At 34.6% G+C, this 25,376-nt stretch carries 17 protein-coding genes; 8 read left to right on the forward strand and 9 right to left on the reverse strand.

What is annotated here, in order from left to right; genetic code table 11:
• Window positions 1-75: 75 nt before the first annotated feature.
• From G9Q29_RS14175 to G9Q29_RS14185, 3 genes are read right to left on the reverse strand one after another with little or no spacing between them, the layout of a single operon-like run.
• A complete protein-coding gene (locus tag G9Q29_RS14175; RefSeq protein ID WP_166138875.1) occupies window positions 76-711 on the reverse strand; it encodes a nitroreductase family protein in 636 nt (211 codons plus the stop codon).
• 22 nt (window positions 712-733) lie between these two features.
• Entirely contained in the window at window positions 734-1,156 is a 423-nt protein-coding gene (locus G9Q29_RS14180) for an organic hydroperoxide resistance protein (RefSeq protein WP_166138879.1), read from the reverse strand.
• Window positions 1,157-1,169: 13 nt separating this feature from the next.
• Complete coding sequence (locus G9Q29_RS14185) at window positions 1,170-1,595, reverse strand: MarR family winged helix-turn-helix transcriptional regulator (protein ID WP_166138882.1); 426 nt, start codon at window positions 1,593-1,595, stop codon at window positions 1,170-1,172.
• Between the two features lie 421 nt (window positions 1,596-2,016).
• Between G9Q29_RS14185 and recG the strand changes: the two genes are divergently transcribed.
• The 6 genes from recG to G9Q29_RS14215 all read left to right on the forward strand — a co-directional run bounded on the left by recG (window position 2,017) and on the right by G9Q29_RS14215 (window position 11,875).
• Window positions 2,017-4,128 carry an ATP-dependent DNA helicase RecG gene (recG, locus tag G9Q29_RS14190; protein WP_166138885.1) on the forward strand — a complete coding sequence of 704 codons (2,112 nt, stop codon included), beginning with the start codon at window positions 2,017-2,019 and terminating at the stop codon, window positions 4,126-4,128.
• Window positions 4,129-4,392: 264 nt separating this feature from the next.
• Window positions 4,393-5,451: an efflux RND transporter periplasmic adaptor subunit gene (locus G9Q29_RS14195; protein ID WP_166138890.1), complete on the forward strand. Its 1,059-nt coding sequence runs from the start codon at window positions 4,393-4,395 to the stop codon at window positions 5,449-5,451.
• Window positions 5,452-5,517: 66 nt separating this feature from the next.
• Window positions 5,518-8,613 carry an efflux RND transporter permease subunit gene (locus G9Q29_RS14200; RefSeq protein ID WP_166138893.1) on the forward strand — a complete coding sequence of 1,032 codons (3,096 nt, stop codon included), beginning with the start codon at window positions 5,518-5,520 and terminating at the stop codon, window positions 8,611-8,613.
• 59 nt (window positions 8,614-8,672) lie between these two features.
• Window positions 8,673-9,986 (forward strand): TolC family protein, encoded by a 1,314-nt coding sequence (locus tag G9Q29_RS14205; protein ID WP_166138896.1) that lies wholly within the window; start codon window positions 8,673-8,675, stop codon window positions 9,984-9,986.
• Between the two features lie 28 nt (window positions 9,987-10,014).
• Window positions 10,015-10,878: a bestrophin family protein gene (locus G9Q29_RS14210; RefSeq protein ID WP_166138899.1), complete on the forward strand. Its 864-nt coding sequence runs from the start codon at window positions 10,015-10,017 to the stop codon at window positions 10,876-10,878.
• Window positions 10,879-10,951: 73 nt separating this feature from the next.
• Window positions 10,952-11,875 carry an AraC family transcriptional regulator gene (locus G9Q29_RS14215; protein ID WP_166138902.1) on the forward strand — a complete coding sequence of 308 codons (924 nt, stop codon included), beginning with the start codon at window positions 10,952-10,954 and terminating at the stop codon, window positions 11,873-11,875.
• A 1-nt stretch (window position 11,876) separates the two neighbouring features.
• On the opposite strand, the gene G9Q29_RS14220 is transcribed toward G9Q29_RS14215, so the two are convergent.
• Both G9Q29_RS14220 and G9Q29_RS14225 read right to left on the reverse strand, forming a co-directional pair.
• Window positions 11,877-12,251, reverse strand: a complete 375-nt coding sequence (locus tag G9Q29_RS14220; protein ID WP_166138905.1) for a DUF779 domain-containing protein — start codon at window positions 12,249-12,251, stop codon at window positions 11,877-11,879.
• Window positions 12,252-12,327: 76 nt separating this feature from the next.
• On the reverse strand, window positions 12,328-13,833 hold the full coding sequence (locus G9Q29_RS14225) for an aldehyde dehydrogenase family protein (RefSeq protein WP_166138908.1): 1,506 nt from the start codon (window positions 13,831-13,833) through the stop codon (window positions 12,328-12,330).
• A 283-nt stretch (window positions 13,834-14,116) separates the two neighbouring features.
• On the opposite strand from G9Q29_RS14225, the gene pheT reads away from it, so the two are divergent.
• Window positions 14,117-16,537 carry a phenylalanine--tRNA ligase subunit beta gene (gene pheT, locus G9Q29_RS14230; protein ID WP_166138911.1) on the forward strand — a complete coding sequence of 807 codons (2,421 nt, stop codon included), beginning with the start codon at window positions 14,117-14,119 and terminating at the stop codon, window positions 16,535-16,537.
• A 126-nt stretch (window positions 16,538-16,663) separates the two neighbouring features.
• Here the strand turns inward: pheT and G9Q29_RS14235 are convergent, their stop codons facing one another.
• Window positions 16,664-17,218 carry a fasciclin domain-containing protein gene (locus G9Q29_RS14235; protein WP_166138915.1) on the reverse strand — a complete coding sequence of 185 codons (555 nt, stop codon included), beginning with the start codon at window positions 17,216-17,218 and terminating at the stop codon, window positions 16,664-16,666.
• Window positions 17,219-17,441: 223 nt separating this feature from the next.
• Here G9Q29_RS14235 and G9Q29_RS14240 point away from each other — a divergent pair, with 223 nt between their 5' ends.
• Window positions 17,442-17,987: an ExbD/TolR family protein gene (locus tag G9Q29_RS14240; RefSeq protein WP_166138918.1), complete on the forward strand. Its 546-nt coding sequence runs from the start codon at window positions 17,442-17,444 to the stop codon at window positions 17,985-17,987.
• 351 nt (window positions 17,988-18,338) lie between these two features.
• On the opposite strand, the gene G9Q29_RS14245 is transcribed toward G9Q29_RS14240, so the two are convergent.
• The 3 genes from G9Q29_RS14245 to G9Q29_RS14255 all read right to left on the reverse strand — a co-directional run bounded on the left by G9Q29_RS14245 (window position 18,339) and on the right by G9Q29_RS14255 (window position 25,373).
• Window positions 18,339-21,713, reverse strand: coding sequence for a DUF7619 domain-containing protein (locus tag G9Q29_RS14245; RefSeq protein WP_225872953.1), 3,375 nt, complete (start codon window positions 21,711-21,713; stop codon window positions 18,339-18,341).
• 131 nt (window positions 21,714-21,844) lie between these two features.
• Window positions 21,845-23,620 carry a 30S ribosomal protein S1 gene (rpsA, locus tag G9Q29_RS14250; protein WP_166138921.1) on the reverse strand — a complete coding sequence of 592 codons (1,776 nt, stop codon included), beginning with the start codon at window positions 23,618-23,620 and terminating at the stop codon, window positions 21,845-21,847.
• Between the two features lie 376 nt (window positions 23,621-23,996).
• Entirely contained in the window at window positions 23,997-25,373 is a 1,377-nt protein-coding gene (locus G9Q29_RS14255) for a nucleoside permease (RefSeq protein WP_166138924.1), read from the reverse strand.
• Between the last annotated feature and the right edge of the window lie 3 nt (window positions 25,374-25,376).

Genomic DNA, 25,376 nt, shown 5'->3' on the forward strand with positions numbered 1-25,376 from the left:
GTTCAAAGCAAACAATTTTCATTTGCTTTGAACTTAGCTTAAAATCAGTTTCTGTAAAATCTGATTTATTTCAATCTATTTGAACTCCACTACAAATTCCTCAGTTGGGATTCGTACTTTTTTCATAGGTGCAATCCAATCGTTTGGTGTATCAGCATGACCTACATACATTAAGGAAACACTTTTTAAACCTAATTCGTTTAGTTTTAAAATCTCGTCAACTACCTCATTTTTGAAACCTTCAACAGGCGTTGTATCCACTTTTAACTCTGCAGCTTGTGCCAAAGCTAAGCCAAGAGCGATATAAGTTTGTCTGGCAATGTGAGCAAAATTTTCTTCGGCAGGTTGCGCTAGATAAATTTTCTTAAGCATATCAGTATAACTATTAAAACGACCTTGTGGCAAACCACGTTCAGCAGTTGTAAAATCATATACTTTATCTATACGCTCAGCAGTATATCTGTCCCAACCCGCAAAAATCAATACATGCGAGCAATCACGCATACACTCTGGATTTAGAGCGCCTTGCACCAATTTTTCTTTTAACTCTTGATTTTCAACTACCAAAATCTGAAATGGTTGCAAACCAGATGAAGTTGGAGCCAATCGAGCCGCCTCGATTATTTTATCAATATTTTCTTTACTTACTTTTTTGGTTGAATCATATGCTTTTACAGCGTGTCTCCAATTCAAATCTTCAATTAATGCCATTGTATTTGTTTTAATTATGAATTTAGTTGTTTGAAACTGAAAGCGCAACTTCAATATTTCCTCTAGTTGCGTTAGAGTACGGACATACTTGGTGTGCTTTTTCAATTAAATCTTGTGCTACTTCGATCGTAACTCCAGGAATATTGGCATGCAAAGCGGCCTCAAGAGTAAAACCTCCGGTAGCGTTTGGTCCGATACCAATGTTTGCGGTTACCGTAGTCTCTCCAGTTGTAATTTTTTCTTTTTTGATAACTAAGTTCAGCGCACTATCAAAACATGCGGCGTATCCTGCTGCGAATAACATTTCTGGATTGGCGTGATCATCATTTGCTCCGCCTAATGCTTTTGGATGCTGAACTGTTAGTTCTAAAAAGCCATTCTCGCTTTTCACTTGACCGTTTCTGCCGCCTTGTGCAGTTGCTTTTGTACTGTATAATGCTTTCATATTGCTAAATGTATTATTTATTTTTATTTGAAATTTTTGTGATAATTCGTTTTAATTCTTCAAGATCTTCTATTTCTAGATTCATCGCGTTCATAAGTTGTTGAGGAATATTAGCCGCTTGAGTTTGTAACTCTTTTCCCTTTGTGGTTAAAGTGATGTTTACAATGCGTTCATCAGTTGTGCTGCGCGTTCTGCTCACCAATGATTTAGTCTCCAATCGTTTTAACAAAGGCGTTAGCGTTCCACTGTCTAAATGCAACTTGCCTCCTAGCTGATTGACGGTTTGCGAATCGTGCTCCCACAACACCATCATGACCAAGTATTGCGGATAGGTCAATTCAATAGCATCTAGCAAAGGACGGTATTGATTGATGATTTCCTTTGCAAATGCATAAATAGGAAAACAAACTTGCTGACTTAAATTGAGTTGCTCATTCATAATTGAATTAATTTATGGTACAAAGATATGACGTGATTAAATTGTACACAATTTAATTTTATAAAATTAATATAGTTTTAACAATGAGGTATTTTAGCAACCGAAGTCCTTTATTGCTATTCACAACAATTTCGCAGCCTTGATAGCAATGAAAAGCCTTTGCAGACAAAAAACCATTTTTTTCTCGTTTTGACAGAGCGACCAAAGGAAGCTCCTGACAAAGGCAAGAAAAAAGGTTTTGTGGCAAAAAGCTTGAAATGAATAGCAAGAATAGCTGCCACAACAAAAGAGAAAGATTTGTTTTTAAAGTAAAGAGCATTTTCTATTTTAGGAACAAAAAACTATCTTCGTGCGGTAGAAATAGGTCGCAATTGCGAATAAAAACAGATACGTAGCGAAACCTTAATTCCAACAGCAAAAGATGTCATTGAATCAAATTTTACTTACTCCGATTGAATATTTAAAAGGCGTGGGACCTAGTCGCGGTGCTCTGTTGCGCAAGGAATTGGGGATTCATACCTACGCTGATTTGGTGAATTTTTACCCGAACAGATATATTGACCGAACCCGTTATTACAAAATTAACGAGCTGCAAAATAATGTTGCTGAGGTACAACTCATTGGTAAAATTATTCATGTAAAAACGGTGGAGTTTGGCAAAGGCAGAAAACGTCTCGTTGCTACTTTTGTGGACCAAACGGGGCAGATGGAATTGGTGTGGTTTCAGGGACACAAGTGGGTTCGTGAATCGCTAAAATTGAATGAAATGTGTGTTATTTTTGGTAAATGTACCTCGTTCAACGGGGCGTACAACATGGCACATCCTGAAATTGAACTGTTAAGTGAGCATGAAAAAAGCTTGCGCTCAGCTATGCAACCGGTTTATCCTTCGACAGAGACTTTGACTAACAGAGGAATTTCGAACCGCACAATCAATAAAATGATGCTGCAGTTGTTTACGGAAACACACAGTTTGTATGTTGAAACGCTGCCAACGTATTTGCTACAAGAATTGCTGCTCATTTCTAAAAAAGATGCGTTACTGCACATACATTTCCCAAAAAATCCAGATGCTTTAGCAAAAGCTCAATTCCGACTGAAATTTGAAGAATTGTTTTTTATACAGTTGCAATTGATCACCAAAAATTTAATTCAAAAACACAAAATAAAAGGCCATCCTTTTCGAATTGTGGGTGATAATTTTAATAGTTTTTACAAAGAACACTTGCCTTTTGATTTGACGAATGCTCAAAAAAGGGTGATTAAAGAAATTAGAACCGACATGGGCAGCAATGCACAAATGAACCGTTTGTTGCAAGGTGATGTGGGTTCGGGGAAAACAATTGTGGCTTTTTTGACTATGTTATTGGCTTTGGACAATGGTTTTCAAGCTTGTTTAATGGCTCCTACAGAAATTTTGGCCAATCAGCATTTTGTAGGTTTAGCCGAATTGGCAGAAAAACTGCATCTCAATATAAAAATACTAACTGGATCAAGTAAAATAGCTGCCCGCAGACAAATTCATGAAGAGTTAGAAAATGGAAGTCTGCAAATTTTGATTGGTACGCATGCTTTGCTAGAAGATAAGGTTAAGTTTAAAAATTTAGGACTCGCCGTAATCGATGAGCAACATCGATTTGGGGTGGAGCAACGCTCGAAATTATGGAAAAAAAATAGTATTCCGCCACACGTGCTCGTAATGACGGCTACTCCTATCCCTCGTACTTTGGCCATGAGTTTATATGGCGATTTGGACATTTCAGTGATCGACGAACTACCACCCGGGCGAAAACCCATACAAACCGTACATCGTTTTGACAGCAACCGCTTGAAAGTTTGGAAATTTATTAGAGACGAAATTGCCTTAGGTCGACAAATATATATTGTCTATCCACTGATTCAAGAATCGGAATCGATGGATTACAAAGATTTGATGGATGGCTACGAAAGTATTTCTCGTGATTTTCCGTTGCCACAATACGCCATTTCAATTGTTCATGGTAAAATGAAAGCTGCCGACAAAGAAGCCGAAATGAAACGCTTTGTTGATGGTAAAACCAATATCATGGTGGCTACTACTGTTATTGAAGTTGGTGTAAATGTTCCCAATGCTTCGGTTATGATTATTGAAAGTGCGGAACGTTTTGGATTGTCACAGCTGCACCAATTGCGTGGTCGTGTTGGTCGTGGTGCCGATCAAAGCTATTGCATTTTGATGAGTAGCCACAAACTAAGCGCTGATAGCAAAACTCGCTTAGAAACCATGGTGCGCACAAACGACGGATTTGAAATTGCTGAGGTCGATTTAAAATTACGCGGCCCTGGTAATTTAATGGGAACACAGCAAAGCGGTGTTTTGAATTTACAAATTGCTGATATTGTTAAAGATCGGGACATCCTTAGTTTGGCGCGGCACCATGCTATGAAAATTTTAAAAGCTGATGCTCCTTTAGAAAAACCAGAGCACGCTACTTTGAGTGCAGTCTACTTAGAATTAACTAAAAAGAAAAATATTTGGAACTACATTAGTTAATTGTTTTATACATTTGATAAACCCAGTTACTAAATCCATTTAGTTTTTCTATTTTTTTCGAAAATCAAATTAAACCATTTTAACAACTCAGTGTCTAAAAAAAACAAAAAGGCAATTTTTGCTGTCTTACTCATACTTTTCTGTACAACATTTGTAGCAACAAACGTTAAATAAAAATTAAGAAAAGTATCGGTACAGTAATAAAAGCTAAATTTGCTTTTAACTAAATTTATACAATCATAATCTTACTTTATACTTGACTCTATGAAAATTAAATACTTATCCTATACCCTTTTAGCTGCCGGAATCATCGGTTTTATTGGTTACAGAATCATGGAAAACAAAAGTGAAAATGGTGATGGAAAAGATCCGAAAGGAAAAGGAAAAAAAATGAATGTGAGTGGAATTGTAATTAAAGCCCAAACATTTGATAACAATTTGTCACTTTCAGGTTCTATCGAAGCTAACGAGCAAGTAGAAATAAGAAGCGAAGTTTCAGGTATTGTTGAAGGTATTTATTTTCAAGAAGGAAGTAACGTAAGCAAAGGACAAGTTTTGTTCAAGGTAAATGATATTGAACTTAGAGCACAGCTTACGCAAATGCAAACTCGAGAAGGGCTAGCCTCCGAAAACGAACGCAGAGCGAAATTATTATTACAAAAAGAAGCCATCAGCCAAGAAGAATATGATTTAGCCAGAGCAGATCTAAAATCGGCACAAGCACAAAGTTCGTTAATTCGTGCACAAATTGCTAAAACATCTGTTAGAGCACCATTTTCAGGAAAAATTGGTTTACGCAGTATTTCACCAGGAACATACATCACACCTACGGTTTTAGTAGCGAAATTGGTGAACACAAGCCGATTGAAAATTACTTTTTCGATCCCAGAAAAATACGCCACACAAGTTAAAAACAATACTGTACTTCATTTCAAGGTGTCTGGCTCAGATGAAAAATATACCGCAACAGTTTACGCCATTGAACCTGAAGTAGCTGTAGCAACTCGTACCCTTCAAGTTCGCGCTTTAGCCGACAATAAAAATGGAAAATTATTACCCGGAACATTTGCTGATGTTGACTTACCACTTGACATAATTAAAGATGCCATCATTGTTCCTACCGAAGCGGTTATTCCGGTTCAAAATGGTAAAAAAGTTTTTATATCTAAAAATGGTCTTGCTCAAGAAGTGAATATCGAAACAACAACAAGAACAGCTACTTCGCTACTTGTTCTCTCAGGATTAAACGTAGGAGATACACTGATCACATCAGGCGTAATGTCATTGAAAAATGAGGCCGAAATTGCCGTAAAAGTTAAATAGATTCAAAAGGTAGATTTCTGAACAACACAAAAATCTAAAAACAGCAATCAAAAATTAAAAATCTAAATGAGTTTATCAACAACTAGTATTAGAAGACCTGTATTTACCATTGTAATTAATTTAGCCATTGTTTTATTTGGTTTAATTGGCTACACTTTTCTGGGCGTGAGGGAATTCCCTTCTATTGACCCCGCTCAAGTATCGATTCGAACAAATTACGCTGGTGCAAATGCTGATATTATCGAATCGCAAATCACAGAACCACTTGAAAAAGCAATTAACTCGATTGATGGAATCCGAAACGTTACTTCGTCAAGTGCACAAGGAAGCAGTAACATCACCATCGAGTTTAACTTGGATAAAAACCTTGAAGACGCTGCTAATGATGTGCGTGATAAAGTATCGCAAGCCGTTCGAAACTTACCACAAGACATTGACTCACCACCAGTAGTTTCAAAAGCAGATGCCAATGGTGATGCCATTATTTCGATGACGGTTCAAAGTGACACTCGAAACGCTTTAGAATTGAGCGATTATGCTGAAAATGTAATTTCGCAACGTTTAGAAACTATCCCAGGAGTATCTGGAGTTCAAATTTGGGGGCAAAAACGCTACGCGATGCGTTTGTGGATTGATCCGGTAAAACTAGCTTCCTACGGTTGTACAGTAGCAGAAGTGAGAACCGCTTTAAACAAGCAAAATGTAGAATTACCATCTGGAAAACTTACCGGAAACAATACGGAATTAACGGTAAAAACTATTGGGAACCTTTCAACAGCAGAAGAATTCAACAATATTATCATTCGTTCAGAAGGTGAAAAAGTAGTACGTTTAAGCGATGTTGGAAATGCAGTTTTAGGTCCTGAAAATACCGAAACCAAAATGACTCAATCAGGAACACCGCTTGTTGGAGTTGCTATTGTACCACTTCCGGGAGCCAATTATTTAGATATTTCGGCTGCATTTTACAAAGAATTTGAGCAACTAAAAAAAGACCTTCCAAAAGACATTAAATTAAATATTGCCATTGACAATACTGTTTTTGTAAAAAAATCAGTAATCGAAGTAGCTGAAACTCTTGGAATTTCGATTGTTTTGGTAGTTTTGATCATTTTCTTATTCTTTAGAGATTGGGCTATCGCTTTCAGACCTTTAATAGATATTCCGGTATCACTTATTGCTACCTTTTTTATCATGTGGTTGTTCGGATTTTCAATCAATGTGTTAACACTTTTAGCCATTGTTTTGGCAACCGGTTTGGTTGTTGATGATGGTATTGTAGTAACGGAGAACATTTTCAAAAAAGTCGAAGAAGGAATGACGCCAATTGAGGCGGCAATTAAAGGATCAAACGAAATCTTTTTTGCAGTAATTTCAATTTCGGTAACCTTAGCCGCAGTGTTCCTACCAGTAATTTTCTTAGAAGGATTCGTAGGCCGACTGTTTCGAGAATTTGGAGTGGTGATTGGAGCCGCAGTTTTAATTTCTGCCTTTGTCTCCTTGACTTTAACACCAATGTTAAATGCTTATTTAATGAAAGGTGGCGAGCAGAAAAAGTCTAATTTTTACATCAAAACAGAACCTTATTTTGAAAAATTAAATAGCAGTTACGCAAGCTCGTTAAGTTCTTTCATCAAAAACAAATGGTTGAGCTTCCCTATTTTAATTGCTTGTTTTGGCTTGATTTACTTGTTTTATAGTTTGATTCAAAAAGAAACTGCGCCTTACGATGATCGTTCTGGTTTTGTAATGCGAATGTCTACGCCTGAAGGCTCTTCATACGAATACACTGATCGATTCATGCAAGAAGTTTCGAAACTAGTAGATGATTCTATTCCGGGTAAAAAGGTAGCGCTCGTAATTACGTCACCAGGTTTTGGTTCATCATCTGTAAACAGTGGATTCATCAGAGTTTCATTGGTACAACCAGACGAACGTAAAGATTCTCAGAAAGAAATTGCCGAAAAACTAACCAAGTGGACCAAGCAATATCCTGATGCAAAAACGTCTGTTATCGAACAGCCAACAATTGCTGTAAATCGTCGTGGTGGTTTGCCAATTCAGTACATCATTCAAGCACCTAACTTTGAAAAATTGCAAGAAAAGATTCCTGTTTTTATGGATGAGGTGGCTAAAAATCCAACCTTTGCTGTAAGTGATGTCAACTTGAAATTCAACAAACCTGAAGTCAATGTCACAATTGATAGAGAAAAAGCTGAAAGTTTGGGTATTTCAGTTATAGATATTGCCCAATCGCTGCAACTTTCTTTAAGCGGTCAACGTTTTGGATATTTTATGCGAAATGGTAAACAGTACCAAGTTATTGGGCAGTTCGATCAAGATGACCGTTCAAAACCATTGGATTTAACCTCGATGTTTGTAAAAAACAGCGCAGGTGAATTAATTCAAATGGACAACGTAGTGACTATTGAGGAAAAAAGTAATCCGCCACAGTTGTACCACAACAACCGTTATATGGCTGCAACAGTTTCTGCTGGTTTGGCACCTGGAAAAAGTATCAGTGACGGAATTGACGCTATGAACGAAATCAAAGCTAAAGTTCTAGATGATAGTTTTACAACCGATTTAGGTGGCGAATCTCGCGATTTTGTTGAAAGTAGTTCGAATACTGCTTTCGCCTTCGGTTTAGCTTTACTTTTAATTTTCTTGATATTAGCAGCACAATTCGAAAGTTTTATCGATCCATTTATAATCATTTTAACCGTACCCATGGCTGTTGCTGGTGCATTGTTCTCATTGTGGCTATTTGATCAAACTTGGAACATTTTTAGTCAAATTGGAACCGTAATGCTAATTGGTTTGGTTACCAAAAATGGAATCCTGATCGTCGAATTTGCCAACCAACTCCGTGAACAAGGAAAGCCAAAATTAGAAGCAATTCTCGAAGCTTCTGAAGCACGTTTGCGACCAATTTTAATGACCAGTTTGGCAATATCATTAGGTGCATTACCAATTGCTTTGTCTTTAGGAGCGGCATCTACAAGTCGTATTGGTATGGGAGTTGTTATCGTAGGAGGAACTATTTTTTCTCTCGTATTAACATTGTTTGTTATTCCAGCCATGTATTTAATGTGGTCTAAAGCACGTAAACATTATCCTGAATTTGACCGTATTGAAGAGTACGAGAAAGAATTCAAATAAAATTAAGTAATTGTATTCAAGCCAAATAGCCATTTTTTTTGGCACGAAAAATTAGAAGAATGACAAATTTTAAAAAACATATCGCAACCGGACTGTTCCTATTTTTATGCTGTTCAAACGGTTTTGCGCAAGAAGTACTTTCTCTAGAAAACGCTGTAAAAACGGCATTAGAGAATAATTACGATATTAAAATTGGACGTAATAATCTTGATGTTCAAAAGATAAATAATGCTATTGGTAACGCTGGAATGCTACCTACGTTAACTGCAAATGTTTTGGATAACAACAGTATTCAAAATAGTTCGCAAATAAGGCAGGATGGTACACAAAACGAATTAGATAATGCCAAAAATAACAATCTAACCTACGGTGTTGGATTGGATTGGACTATTTTTGATGGTATGCGTATGTTTGCACGCAGAGATCAATTAAAAGAATTACAAAAGCTTGGTGAAGCGCAATTGAAACTCACTATTCTGACTAGAATTAGTGATGTCAATACAGCCTATTACGATTTGGTGCAGCAGCAGCAACAATTAGCAGCTCTTGATACGACTATTGTAATTTCTAACCAACGATTAGCATTGGCTCAAAACCGATTTACAATTGGTAAGGCATCAAAACTTGAAGTTTTAAATGCACAAGTGGACTTAAATACAGATCAAGTCGCACTTTTGCGTCAAAAAGAATTGTACGCTAATAGTAAAATTTTACTCAATCAACTTCTCGCACGTGATGTGACAACTGATTTTAAAGTAGTAGATGAACTAGCTGTCGATTCGTTTTTAACTTTACCAGAGTTGAAAGCCTTAGCTGAAAAACAAAACCCTCAATTAGAAGCTCAAATCATCAATAAGAGAGTGGCTGAATTAGAGCTAAAACAAGTAAAAGCTGCGCGCTACCCTACTTTGAGAGTGAATACGGCCTACAATTTTTCAGAAAGTGAAAGTAGTTTAGGATTTGTTAGAGAATCGCAATCCAGAGGTTTTAATTACGGATTTACGGCTTCCGTTAATATTTTCGATGGTTTTGCACAAAACAGAAACGAGAAAATCGCAAAATTACAAGTAGCTAATTCTAAACTGACGATTGATAAGCAAAATCTGACTCTTAATGCGCAGTTGGCTTCCTCCTACCAAACGTATTTGACTAATTTAGAACTGATTCGTTTAGAAGAAAAAAACGAAGCTATTGCACAACAAAACTTAACAATTACTTTAGATAAATTCCGAATTGGAACTATTACCACTTTAGAATTTAGAACAGCGCAGTTAAATTATGTGAATGCTAAAGTACGTTACAGCAATGCTCAATTTCAAGGTAAACTATCTGAAATTGCTTTACGTGAATTGGCTGGTAATTTGGTTTTTTAATTACTTTTACAACAGTAAAAAAAACAAAATGGTTTCGTACAACACCAAAGATTGGTTTACATTTATATTCCGCTTTCACAAAGCAGATACTTTTAGAAAATTATTTCCAGTGATGATTGCCATTGGGTTTTATTCGGGAATAGTTGGTTATGTTGAAGTAGAATATTGGAAATTAGCCGAAGACAGTTATGTCAGAAACATAACCATCATGCACGGAATGCTGGGATTTGTAATCTCCCTTTTGCTTGTTTTTCGAACCAATACTGCATATGATCGTTGGTGGGAAGGCCGAAAATTATGGGGCGCTTTGGTAAACAACAGTCGCAATCTTGCTTTGAAACTAGCTGCGATTCTCAAAAACGAAGAAGATGTAGCTTTTTTTAGAAATCTAATTCCAAATTACGCTTTTGTTTTAAACTTGCATTTGAAGGACGAAGCAACGAGCCAACAATTAAATGAAAACTTAGTTATTGATTTGGATCAAGAAAAACATAGGCCTAATCAAGTGGCTAAGCTGATGTTTGAAAGAATAAATTCATTATACAACGATAAAAAAATTACAGGTGACCAACTTATCATTTTGAACGAAGAATTGAAGTCGTTTACTGATATTTGCGGTGCTTGTGAAAGGATTAAAAACACTCCAATTCCCTACTCCTACAGTGCATTTATTAAAAAGTTTATCTTTTTTTATGTAATGACTTTACCTTTTGGATATTCTTTTAATTTGGGGTATTACGTTGTTCCAGTAGTTGTATTTATTTTTTATGTCTTGGCAAGTTTGGAATTAATTGCTGAAGAAATCGAAGAACCTTTTGGTACCGATGAAAACGATTTGCCAACGCAAAAAATTAGTCAAAACATCCAGAGACACGTCAACGAATTACTGTAAAAATGTTAAAGTAAATTACCGAATAAAGCTTTTTTAGTATATTTATACTTCCCTCATCGAAAAGTAATATACTATGAATAATAACCGCTATTTCATTCAGCCACCACTGTTATCTAACGAAAAATCACTTAAAACTTTAGTAGAAAACAGAACTGTTTACGGTTTGAACCATTGCGAGTTAAATTTATTCGAAACTTACGAATCCTCAATGGCTGTGCCTTTACAGTTCAATGATTTGGTGGTAACTAGTATGCTTCGAGGTAAAAAAGTAATGCACCTTTTTGATGACCCAAGTTTTGTTTATTTACCTGGCGAAACTGTTGTGATTCCGTCAAATGTAGCTATGAAAATTGACTTTCCAGAGGCTTCAAGTCACAACCCCACACAATGCTTAGCGCTTGCCATTGACCAAGTAAAAATTACAGATACACTCCAATTTTTGAACGAACGTTATCCAAAGGAAGGAAACAATCAGTTTTGGCAGCTTAATTACCAAAATTATTTTTTCTACAACAATATTGAATTAGCTACAACTATCAATAAACTAATTCAGGAATGCATGAGCACATCGATCACCAAGGATGTTCTCGCTGATTTGACATTACAAGAATTATTAATCCGCATTATACAATCGCAAGCTACTCAATCTTTAGAAGAAGGAACTTCAACGGATCCTAATAATCCTATGACCCAAATTGTAGCATTTATCAGGGAAAATATAAAAGAAAATTTCAACATGAAGCAGCTTAGCGACAAAGTATCTATGAGCACAAGCTCTTTTTATCGCTATTTCAAACGCGAACTAGGCATGAGTCCTGTAGAATTTATTCACGTAGAAAAAATGCGTTGTGCCAAACAATTACTTAAAAATCCAGCGATTCAAATTAATGAAGTTTGCTATTTATCTGGTTTTGAAGATTGTAATTATTTCATTCGATTGTTCAAAAAGCACGAAGGCATCACGCCAAAACAATACCAACAACTGTTTGTAAATTAGTCTATTCTATAAATCGCAGCGGTTCTAAATCAAGAAGTTCTTCTTCTGAAAACAAACGATATTCAATTCGAAATGTCTTTTTAAGTGGAGTTTCCAATGAAAAGCCTCCTACGCCAAAGCCATCCAAAACATCAAGGGTAAAATGAGCATGTTTCCAATATTCAAATAAATCTTTATCCACCCAAAACTCTGTGTTTTCAATTGTACCAATACATACATCGCCATAGCGTTGGTAAAAACCTCCTTTTTCAAAACATTGCGGCTGCGTTCCCTCACAGCAACCTCCTGCTTGATAAAACATCAAATCACCATGTTTTTCTTGTAAAATGTGTATTAAATCAATCGCTTTTTGAGTAGCATGAATTCGTTTTTTCATTTTTTTGTCTTTAAAATAAAACCTGGCAAATTGAAGTACTTGCCAGGTTTTGAATTGAACAATCTATTGTAACCAATTAAAAGAAACCTAATTTATTTTTATCGTAAGAAATAAGCATATTTTTAGTCTGACGGTAATGACCCAACATCATTTTATGGTTTTCACGACCAATTCCTGATTGTTTGTACCCTCCAAACGGAGCTCCTGCAGGATATGAATGGTACTGATTAATCCAAACACGACCAGCTTGAATAGCTCTTGGAACCTGATAAATTTCATGAGCGTCGCGCGTCCATAAACCAGCGCCCAAACCATAAATGGTGTCATTTGCAATTTCGATGGCTTCCTCAGTTGTTTTGAAAGTAGTCACTGCTAAAACAGGTCCGAAAATTTCCTCTTGAAAGATTCTCATTTTGTTATGCCCTTTAAAAAGAGTTGGTTTAATGTAATAACCACCCTCTAATTCCCCGTCGTGAGTGTTTTCTAAACCGCCAGTAAGCAACTCTGCTCCTTCTTCTTTTCCTAATTTAATGTAGGATAGAATTTTTTCCTTCTGAATCATCGAAGTTTGAGCACCCATCATGGTATTTTTATCCAAAGGATGTCCTGTTTCAATTGCTTCGGTACGTTCAATTACTTTGGCAATAAACTTATCATAGATATCTTCGTGTACCAATAAACGTGATGGACAGGTACAAATTTCACCTTGGTTTAAGGCGAACATCACAGCACCTTCGACTGCTTTATCAAAAAATTCATCATCAGCATCTGCCACTGATTTCATAAAAATATTTGGTGATTTCCCGCCAAGTTCTAAGGTTACTGGAATAATATTCTCTGTGGCATATTGCATAACCAAACGTCCTGTAGGAGTTGATCCTGTAAAGGCAGCTTTTGAAACTTTTTTGTTGGTTACCAAGGCTCTTCCTAACTCAGAACCAAATCCATTAACGATGTTTACAACTCCAGGAGGCAATACATCTCCTATCAATTCCATTAAGATTAAAATTGATATCGGAGTACTCTCAGCTGGTTTAAGCACTACTGTATTTCCTGCTGCAAGCGCTGGAGCCAGTTTCCACACTGCCATTAAAATAGGGAAATTCCATGGGATGATTTGCGCAACAACCCCAAGAGGTTCGCTTAATGCAATCGAAACTGTTTGCGAATCTAATTCGGTTATTGAGCTTTCTTCGGCACGAATTACACTTGCAAAATATCTAAAATGATCTATCGCTAGAGGCAAATCGGCCGCAAGAGTTTCGCGAACTGCTTTTCCGTTGTCTATGGTTTCTACAATTGCTAAATATTCTAAATTATCTTCGATTATTTGGGCAATTTTATTTAATTGAACACTTCTCTCGGTTACTGATGTTTTTCCCCAAGTTTTGAAAGCATCGTAAGCCGCATCGACAGCCAAATCAAGATCCGCTTTGTTTGAATGAGCTGCTTGCGTAAATACTTTTCCATCAATTGGTGAAACAACATCAAAATAAGTTCCACTTGTTGGCGCAACAAATTTACCGCCAATATAATTATCATATTTTGCCTTAAATTCAGGTCTTTTGAACACATTATCCATAGTAGTACGTTTTATGTTTTTTCAAATTTAGCAACCCAATTCCAAAAAATATAGTACGATAGTATCAATTAGTAGCATAAAATTTCCAAATACATTTTTTTAAGAACTATTTATTACACATTTCACATTTAATTAGGTTTTCATATCGAAAAAGAACAACTGAACAATGCTAATGAAACCGTTTAAAAAAGCAAAAAAATTGTTTCTTTCTACACGCTTCAATCCTTATATTTGCACACAGTTTCTAAAATGAAGCTCTTTGCACTTTTATTAAAATTATCACATGAAAATATCATACAACTGGTTAAAGCAATTTATTAAAACAGACTGGAATTCAGAGGAAACATCTGCTCTATTGACTGATTTAGGTCTTGAAGTAGAAGGCGTTGAAAAATACCAATCTGTAAAAGGAGGCTTAGAGGGGATTGTAGTGGGTCATGTGTTAACCTGCGTACAACATCCTGATGCTGATCGACTAAAAATAACTACCGTTGATTTAGGAACAGGAACTCCCGTACAAATTGTTTGTGGTGCAGCCAACGTAGCCGCCGGACAAAAAGTACCTGTTGCGACAATTGGAACCGTTTTATACGATGCCAATGGAGAAGCATTTACCATCAAAAAAGGAAAAATCAGAGGTCAAGAAAGCCACGGTATGATTTGTGCCGAAGACGAATTAGGATTAGGTGATAGTCATGACGGAATTATGGTTCTTGACGATGCTCTAGTTCCTGGCGCAACAGCTGCAACGGTGTTTAAAATAGAAAACGACGAAGTTTTTGAAATTGGATTAACACCCAATCGTGCTGACGCTATGAGTCACTGGGGAACAGCACGCGATTTGAGAGCTGGAATGCTACAAAAAGGAATTAGTGTAGAACTAATCACTCCATCTGTTAGTAATTTTAGAGTAGACAAACGTACTTTAAAAATAGATGTTGATGTTAAAGAGAGCAAATTAGCTCCAAGATACTGTGGTGTAACCATTTCGGGAATTGAGATTAAACCATCACCAGCTTGGTTGCAAAACCGATTAAAAGCTATTGGTTTAACACCAAAAAACAATGTAGTTGACGTTACCAATTATGTTTTACATGATCTTGGTCAGCCGCTACACGCTTTTGATGCAGCTAAAATCAATGGTAAAGTGATTGTACAAACACTTCCTGCGGGAACAAAATTTGTTACACTGGATGATGTTGAGCGCACACTACATGAAGAAGATTTGATGATTTGCGATGAAAAAGGTCCACTTTGCATTGCTGGGGTTTTTGGTGGAAAAAAATCTGGCGTATCAGAAAGTACGAACTCTATTTTCTTAGAAAGCGCTTATTTTAATCCGGTAAGCGTTCGTAAAACAGCTAAAAGACATCAATTGAATACTGATGCGTCTTTCCGATTTGAAAGAGGTATTGACCCAACAATTACAGAATATGCTTTAAAACGCGCTGCTTTATTAATTCAAGAAGTAGCAGGTGGAGAAATCACATCTGATGTGGTAAATTTTTATCCAAAAAAGATCGAGGATTTCACAGTTTTCTTAAACTTCAGCAAAGTAGCTAAAATTATTGGTCAAGAAATTCCGAAAGATACAATTAAGAAAATTTTAGTTTCACTTGACATTAAAGTTAACAGTGTTTCTGATGCTGGGCTTGGTTTAACTATTCCGTCATACCGAGTAGATGTACAAAGAGAAATTGATGTTATCGAAGAAATTTTAAGAGTATACGGTTACAACAATGTTGCTTTTTCAAATAAGTTGAACGCAACCGTGTTTAATGCTCCTAGAAACGAAGATTACAAAATACAAAATACTATTGCCACACAATTGAACTCTCAAGGATTTCATGAAATGATGGCGAACTCGTTAACAACAGCATCATATGTTGATTTATCAGAGCAGTTGAATCCTAGCAATAATGTTACGATTTTAAATCCGTTGAGTGCTGATTTGTCGACCATGCGCCAATCTCTATTGTTTTCTGGTTTGGAGGCAGTATCGTATAACATTAATCGTAAAAATGCCGATTTAAAATTATTTGAATTCGGAAAAACGTACCACAAATATTTGGCAGGTTACGAAGAAAAAAAGCATTTGTCTTTGTTTTTAACCGGAAATCGCAACGCTGAAAGCTGGACGGCTGCACAAAAACCATCTGACTTTTTCTTATTTAAAGGTTATGTCGAAGGGATTTTATCTCGTTTAGGATTATCTAAATTTCAAAATATCCCGACTACTCTAGATGTATTGTCAGAAGGAATTTCATTATCGATAGGAAACGATGTTTTAGTGTCGTTAGGAGTTGTGAAAAAGAGTATTTTGAAACAATTCGGAATCAAACAAGAAGTATTTTATGCTGATTTTGACTGGGATTTAATTTTGAAAAAACTCTCTACAAAAATTAAGTTTGTAGAAATTCCAAAATATCCGGAAGTTCGACGTGACTTGGCTTTATTGATTGATGAAAACGTAACTTACAGCAGTATTTACAACCTAGCGAGACAAACAGAAAAAGGATTGCTCAAAAATGTAGATCTTTTTGATGTGTACCAAGGTCAAAATCTTGCCGAAGGAAAAAAATCATACGCTATTAGTTTTACCATTCAGGATAGCGCTAAAACCTTGACAGATGTGCAAATTGACAAAATCATGAGCAAGTTGCAAAAAACATTTGAAACAGAGCTCGGCGCTGTTTTAAGATAAGAAGAACCAACAAGAATTAAAAAAACCGATACTCTCAAAAAAGTATCGGTTTTTTTATTGCACAAAAAAGCCTCAGAAATCTGAGGCTCTTAAGACTAACAAACATATTAACCTTAAACTAAATTGTTATTGTTTAGGCAAAACTACTGTGTCTACAACGTGAATTACACCATTTGATTGGTTTACATCAGCAATTGTAACTTTTGACATGTTTCCGTTTTCATCAGTGATGTACAAATCTTTACTTTTCATCCAAGCTGTTAACGTACCACCACTTACGGTTTTCACGGTAGCTTTACCGTTTCCTGCTTTAATTGCTTTAGCAATATCAGCAGCATTCATTTTTCCTGCAACTACGTGGTAAGTCAAAATAGTTTGCAAAGTTTTCAAATTTTCTGGTTTTAGCAAAGTATCTACTGTACCTGCTGGCAATTTCGCAAACGCTGCATTTGTTGGGGCAAAAACGGTGAATGGTCCTTTACTTTGTAATGTTTCTACTAAACCTGCTGCAGTAACTGCCGCTACAAGAGTAGTATGGTCTTTCGAATTTACAGCATTTTCAACAATGTTTTTAGAAGGATACATTGCTGCTCCACCTACCATTACTGTTTTTTGAGCAAAAGAAGTTGCTCCAAATACTAAGGCCATAAATGCGATTGATAAGAATTTTTTAGTTTTCATAAAATTTATTTTTGTTAAGTTATATAAAGTCATTTACGCACATTAAATGGTTTTGGTTTTCATTTTTTACGAATTTGACAAAACAAATTCACCAAGCCTTAATCTATAAGGAGTTACAGACCAAAAATTTTAGTAAAATTATTCTGCAAGAATGATTTTTTTGTACCTTTAGTACAATTGAAAAACGATTTTGCTACTACTATCAATTTAAATCAAAACGATTATGGAAGATTTTAACCCGAATAGCGAAAAGAAACTAAAAAAAATTAGAAGCAAAAAACTAGAATCAAGAGTTGACCTTACTGCAATGGTTAGCGTATCTTTTCTTTTGATCGTATTTTTTATGGTCACTATTGATTTGGCAAAGCCAAAAACTATGAGCATGGGCTTACCTGATAAGAATCCAGAATGGGATGGTAGAACAAATTGTGGATCAGGAACAGACATTCGCATGATTACCATTTTACTAGACAATAATAACAGGCTAGTAAGCTACCATGGACTTTTAAGCTACCCTAATGAAAAACCCAAAACATTATCCTACGATTCACATGGAATCCGAAAAGAATTGCAAAATAAAAAACATTTAATTCAAGAGATTTACGGCGATCCGTCAAGAGAACCAATTGTGATTATAAAACCTAGTAAAAAATGCAACTATAAAAATCTAGTTGACATTTTAGATGAAATGGCTATTGCCAAAATTGATACTTACGCGATCATTAACGATTTTACACCAGAAGAATCTCAATTATTAGCAGTTAATTAGAAATAGGATACCATTAAAGATATTTACTGCTATAAAATAAAACACGAATTACACAGATTCACACGAATGTAAATTGGTACAATTCTGAGTAAATTTTAAAGTTGAATGAATATAAAATAGGTGAAATTTATAAAGAATGCATGTACTGCAAACGAATTCCCTAGCCCTGATAGCAGCGTAAATCCTTTCACAAAGCTTTTAGCCTTTTGGCTAGAAGCTTTGTAAAAGATTGCAGCGAATAGCAGGACAAAGCTCCTAGAAAAATTAAAGCACAAAAAAAGTCCCACATTGCTGTGGGACTTTCTATTTATGAAAAAACGGAGAATTATTTTTTCTCTGATATTCTTAAACTTAATTTTTAATAAACTTCTTACTTGAAAATCCTTTATCTGATTTTACTTTTACAAAATAGTTACCGGATGAAAGTTTGGAAACATCGATTTTTGAGACTGATTTAGCATTAGGAACAGCAATAACTACTTGTCCTAAAATATCATATATTGTTAAAGACTGTATTTCTATATTTTGTTTAGCAATAATATTTAATTCTTCATTTGCTGGATTTGGATACAAACTGAAATAATTAGAAAAATCAAAGTCCTGAATATTTAAAGTTGTTTCAAATTTTGATATAGCTTTATTTGTAACTATTGGGAAATTATAATCAAAATAAATATTAGCCTCGTTGGTAAATGAATCTCCAACTTTTAAAGTTGGCTTTGTTTTGATTTTAAAAGAAACATAACCGTCATTATTTGCGTCATCAAAAGGAAGATTGATGTTTTCGAAAATGAATTCAACTTTATTTATATCAGAAATTTTAGTAACAAAAGAATGACTTGAACTAGTTGGAATTAAACTTGAAATATCAAATTTTGACAAATCAATCATATCTTTTATAACAATGTTTTGTGCTGCATAAGTTCCTGTATTTTCAAAACGAATCATGTAATGTACATATTGCCCAATTAATTCTGGTTTGATTTTATTGCCCTCCAAACAAGTTTTATCATTTGGGTCGTATGAACCAACAACAGTTTGATTTAAAGTAAATATGTTATCAATTGGGGTTTCATCAATAACTACCGAAGTTATGTTTGCTGTAAAATCCAAAATATCCCCATTGTTTACTGCAGGGATTTCCATTGGGGAATTTACATTTAATGTAAAGATTATTTCCTTACTTTCAAACGGCTTAAGATTTGTAAAATTCCAAGAGAGACTATTTACTTTTTGATCAGTTGCAACTGGAATCGCTGAAATAAAATCTAATTTAGTATCATCAAAAGTTAGATTTACGGAACCAGATTGTGTTTGATTTCCTTTGTTTTTATATACTATTTTATATTCAACATCAAAACCTGGTCTAGAGTTTTGTAATGGCAATAATGTGATTTCTAAATCCGGATGTACACCAATTGGCGTAATACAAAAATCTCGAATATTAGGATTGGTTTGAGTTGGGAAATTGACATTTACTGTTGATGGAGAAATAGTGAAATAATTTGAGTTTTCTATTGCTGGAGTTATAGTGTACATTCCTGCTTGTAGTGGAATTGAATATTTTCCAGAAGCATCAGATATTAAACTTCCAGAAATTGAACCATTAATCAATTTTAATTTTACATATGGGACACCATTATCTAAAAAATCACACCCATTAGCATTACTGTCTAATTTATTATTTCCTTTAATTGTATAAAAATTTCCGCCTGGAGTAAACGAACAATATGAATTTACATTACAACCACTCATTTTATTGGTTAAAATTTGTGCTTCTACATTTGATATTTGTGTATCGTCTGCACATATATAAGTTAAACCAGGATTATTGCCAAATTCTAGATTTTTCTCATTGATACCGTTTTTTAAAAACAATGACTTTAATAGATTATTATTACAATATAATGAGCCAAGACTAAACAAATTACTAACATCCAAATTTGTAAGAAGATTATAATAACATGCTAAAGATTTAATTTTTGTTGAATCATTAAAATTCAAAGAAGTAAGTTTATTACTTTGACAACTCAAATCTAATAAATTTGTTAAACCACTCAAATCTATTGAACTTAGTAGATTCGAATAACATTCTAAAGTCTGTAAATTACCTAGCCCACTTAAATTTAATGATTTCAGTTGATTAGAACTACAATGTAAAGTTTTAAGATTAGCTAAACCGTTCAAGTTTAATTGTGACAATTTATTAGAATCAAGATACAAATTATTAAGGTTTATTAGACCTGTGACATTTACAGATGTAAGAGCATTATTAGATCCTTGAATAGTTTGAAGTTTAGTCAAACCAGTTAAATCTAACGACGTTAGTTGTAACTGGTTGCAATACAAATTTTGAAGATTCGTAAAATTTTTAATTCCAATTAAAGAAGTAATAGGTTGTGTTGAAGTAATAAATAAATAACTTACTTGTAATGCTTCATTGACTTGAATTTCACCATCAGCATTCTTATCAATCCGAATGATCTTGCCAGTTAAATCTTTAGCGGTAGCAGTAAAACAATTAGAATACACCAAATTATTTTTAAAATTTACATCCGGAACATTAACAATAACATCACTATATGGATTGGAAGAACAAGAGGAATCTATAACCAGACAATTATAACTGGCACCATTTTGGCCATACTTAGATGTTCTTTGTTGCAAATAAGGAATTAGACCAGAATTAGCACAAATATATTGCAACGCAAATTGAGTGTCAAAATTAAATAAATGAGTTGGATCATTACTATTAAACCCAATGTCCTTTATATAAAGTGATTTTAAGCTTGTGTTAAAATCAAGGTCAATAATATTTAGATTTGACAAACCATTTAAATCTAATGAACCAAATGGATTTGCTCTACAATTTAAATTTTGAAGTTTTTTTGAACTTTTAACATCTATAGATTTCAGCATATTACGAGAACAATTTAGAACTTGAAGATTTGTTAAACCACTAACATTCAGCGTTACGAGATTATTAGTAGAGCAATTTAAATTAGTTAGATTAATCAAATCTGTAAGTTCAAGTGTAATAAGGCTGTTATTTCTACAATTTAATTGTTGAAGACTTGTCAGTCCACTTGTAATTAATTTATTAAGGGTTATATTACTGCAATCTAAACGCGTTAGATTTGACAATCCACTTAGATCTAATGTCGAGATATAAGAACTATTATCATGACAATCTAAATCAATGAGATTTTTCAATCCCCCTAAATTCAAGGATGAAAAATTATTACTTGAACAATTCAAAATTTGAAGATTTGTTAAACCACTCAAATTAATTGAAGATAGGTAATTAATATCACAAAATAAAACTCGAAGGTTATTCAAGCCTGCAATATTTAATGAACTAATTTGATTATTTGAACAATATAAGTTTTGAAGATTTATCAAACCTCCTAAATCTAGAGAAGTAATTTTGTTGTTTGAACAATTTAAACTTTGCAGATTGGTAAAACTCAAAACACCTTGTAATGAAGAAAGTGTCGAATTACTCATATCTAGATAACTAACTTGCAATGCCTCAGCAAGTTCAATTTGATTATTATAATTAGAATCTATTCTAAAATAATTTCCTAGTAAATTTTTAGCTATTGTATTTCCCGAACTTGCCGAAAGCAACTTTGATTTAAAATTCGAATCAGGAAAATTAATAATCTGGGCACTCAAACCATTAAAAAAACAAAGAGCTAACAACAAAAAGTAGATTTTTTTCATCAGTAATTTTTAAAAAATCAAATATATACTTTTGGATTTAGTTAACACCTTTTCTTATTAGATAAATCTTTTAAAGCACAAAAAAAAGTCCCACATTGCTGTGGGACTTTCTATTTTAAAAAAACGGAGAATTATTTTTTCTCTGATTTTTCCATTTTAGCTTTCAATGCAGCTAACATATCATTGTTATCTCCTAAAGTTGCAGCTGGTGCATTAGTAGATGAACCTGAATTGTTATCTGAAGCTGATTTCACATTTTTCTCTTCTTCTTCACGGAAGATAGCAGTGTGAGATGCAACTACTCTTTTGAATTCTTTGTTGAATTCGATTACTTTGAAATCAGCAGTATCGCCTTTTTTCAATTTCTTTCCGTCTTCTTTTTCAAGGTGACGAGTTGGAATGAAAGCAACGATATCATCTCCGAATTCTACAGTAGCTCCTTTGTCAACAATTTCAGAAATTTCACCATTGTGGATAGTTCCTACAGCGAATGAATCTTCGTACTGATCCCAAGGATTAGCAGTAGTTTGTTTGTGACCTAAAGATAATTTACGTCCGTCAACATCTAACTCTAATACTACAACGTCAAGTTTTTCACCAACGTTTACGAATTCAGATGGGTGTTTGATTTTCTTAGTCCAAGATAAGTCAGAGATGTAGATTAATCCATCAATTCCTTCTTCTAATTCTACGAAAATTCCAAAGTTTGTAAAGTTTCTAACGATACCTGTGTGCTTAGAACCTACTGGGTATTTAGCAGTGATATCAGTCCAAGGATCTTGAGACAATTGTTTGATACCTAATGACATTTTACGGTCATCTCGATCTAAAGTTAAGATAACAGCTTCAACAACATCACCAACTTTTACGAAATCTTGAGCTGAACGCAAGTGCGTAGACCATGACATTTCAGAAACGTGGATTAAACCTTCAACACCTTCAGCAACTTCGATAAATGCACCGTAATCAGCGATTACAACAACTTTACCGTTTACTTTATCACCAATTTTCAAATCAGCATTTAAAGCATCCCATGGGTGAGCGTTTAATTGTTTCAATCCTAATTGAATTCTTGTTTTCTCATCATCGAAATCAAGGATTACAACGTTCAATTTTTGATCTAATTCAAGAACTTCAGATGGGTGGTTGATTCTAGACCAAGAAAGGTCAGTAATGTGAATCAATCCATCAACTCCACCTAAGTCAATAAACACACCATAAGAAGTAATGTTTTTAACAACACCTTCTAATACTTGTCCTTTTTGTAATTGACCAATGATTTCTTTTTTCTGGATTTCAATATCCGCTTCAATAAGCGCTTTGTGAGATACAACTACGTTTTTAAATTCGTGGTTAATTTTCACAACTTTGAACTCCATCATTTTGTTTACGTATACATCGTAATCTCTAATTGGCTTAACATCAATTTGAGATCCTGGTAAGAACGCTTCAATTCCGAAAACGTCAACGATCATACCACCTTTAGTTCTGCATTTAACAAAACCATTAACGATTTCACCTGTTTCGTTAGCCGAAATAACTCTATCCCAAGATTTGATAGTACGTGCTTTACGGTGAGATAATACTAATTGACCTGTTTTATCCTCACGGATGTCAATTAATACCTCAACAGTATCACCTACTTTTAATGCTGGGTTGTAACGGAATTCATTCAATGAAATTACACCTTCAGATTTAGCGTTGATATCAACGATAACGTCTCTATCTGTAATTCTTACAACTGTACCTTCTACAACTTCTTCTTGATCAGTTGCAATAAAAGTTTTAGAAACTAATTCTTCAAACTCTAATAAGTTTTTTTCATCAACAGCATCAATACCTTCTTCGAAATTGTGCCAGTTAAAATTTGCTAAAAACTCTTCTTGTGATTTTACTTGTTCAGACATGCTGATTAAAAATTTGTATTCTGTATTTTCTCGAGCTTCATAACGTGATAGAAAACAGCAGAAGTTGTTGGTATAATTTACTGCAACCCAATGGAAACTCTTATTCACCAAAAGATGTGCAAAAGTAACACATTAATCTTAAACCACAAAACTTTAGGCAAAAGTTAATCATTTGACTATCAGGAGCGAATAAATTGGCTTTTTTTGTAGAGAAAGTTCCCGCTTTCCGCTCTATCTTTTACAGTCCTTTCCCTTCGCTGCGGCGAACTGCAAGTCCTGAAAAAGGATGCCGCTGCAATCGGGGCTATTGAGGAAATAGAGGCATTTTTGGAATAAAAAAACCCGATACAAAATGGTATCGGGTTTTAGATTTATCTTAGTGACTAATTTGCTCTACATCTTCAGGATTGTGCTTGTGTTTAAACAAAACTGCAAAAGCTATTGCAATTGCTAACGCGTATAGTGCAAAAGCCAGCCAAATCGTATGCCAGTCTTTCATTAGTATAACCGAATCAAAAAGACCGTCTGCCCCAATAGTTTTACCTTGACTAGTAACAAACTCAGCCATTTTTGCATTAGTAGGTTCGGTTTGCAAGAAAGCTGCTAAATCACCAGTTCCTGCAAATGATTTGGTAAAAAATTTATCAATTGCCCAACCAGAGGTAAAACTACCTAAAACTGCTCCAACTCCATTGGTCATCATCATAAACAATCCTTGCGCTGACGATCTGTTTTTAGCATCAGTATTGGTCTCTACAAATAATGAACCTGATATATTAAAGAAATCAAATGCCATTCCGTACACAATACAAGACATAATAATCATCCACAAACCGCTTGTTGGATCTCCGTAAGCAAACAACCCAAAACGCAATACCCAAGCCAACATACTAATAAGCATTACTTGTTTGATACCAAAACGTTTCAAGAAAAACGGAATTGCTAGAATAAACAAGGTCTCAGAAATTTGAGAAATCGACATGATAATTGTAGAATATTCTACTACAAATGAATCGGCGTATTTAGGGAAATGCTTGAACTCATCCAAGAAAACATCACCGTAAGCATTTGTTAATTGCAAAGCGCCTCCCAAAAACATAGAGAAGATGAAAAACAAAGCCATTTTATAATTTGCAAATAATTTAAACGATTCTAATCCTAAAGTCTCCATTAAAGAAGCATTCTCTTTAGACAATCGTTGTGGTTTGCATGGCGGCAAAGTAAAGGCATACAAACCAAGTGCTACCGCTGCTAAACCTGCAATATAAAATTGATAAGCAGTTGCTTTATTTCCTGTTAAGTTGGTGATCCACATTGCTGCGATAAAACCAATGGTTCCAAAAACTCGGATAGGCGGAAAACTCTTCACCACATCCAATCCGTTTATTTTTAACGCGTTGTATGAAATTGAATTACTCAACGCAATTGTTGGCATGTAACAACACATAGCCAATAACATAATGTAAATGAAATTTTCAGGCGTAGTAACTTGCGGAATATAAAACAAAACTGCAGCATACAATATGTGTAGTGCTCCATATAACTTTTCAGCATTGATCCATCTGTCTGCTAAAATACCCGTAAGCGTTGGCATAAATAAAGAAGCGATTCCCATGGTACTAAAAACCAATCCAAACTGCGTTCCCTCCCATCCTTTCGTACCAAACCAATAATTTGCAATTGTAATTAACCAAGCTCCCCAAACAAAAAACTGGAGAAAACTCATTATTACCAATCTATTTTTAATTCCCATGAG

Origin of the sequence: Flavobacterium turcicum, from assembly GCF_011365745.1 — a bacterium.
Lineage (GTDB): Bacteria > Bacteroidota > Bacteroidia > Flavobacteriales > Flavobacteriaceae > Flavobacterium > Flavobacterium turcicum.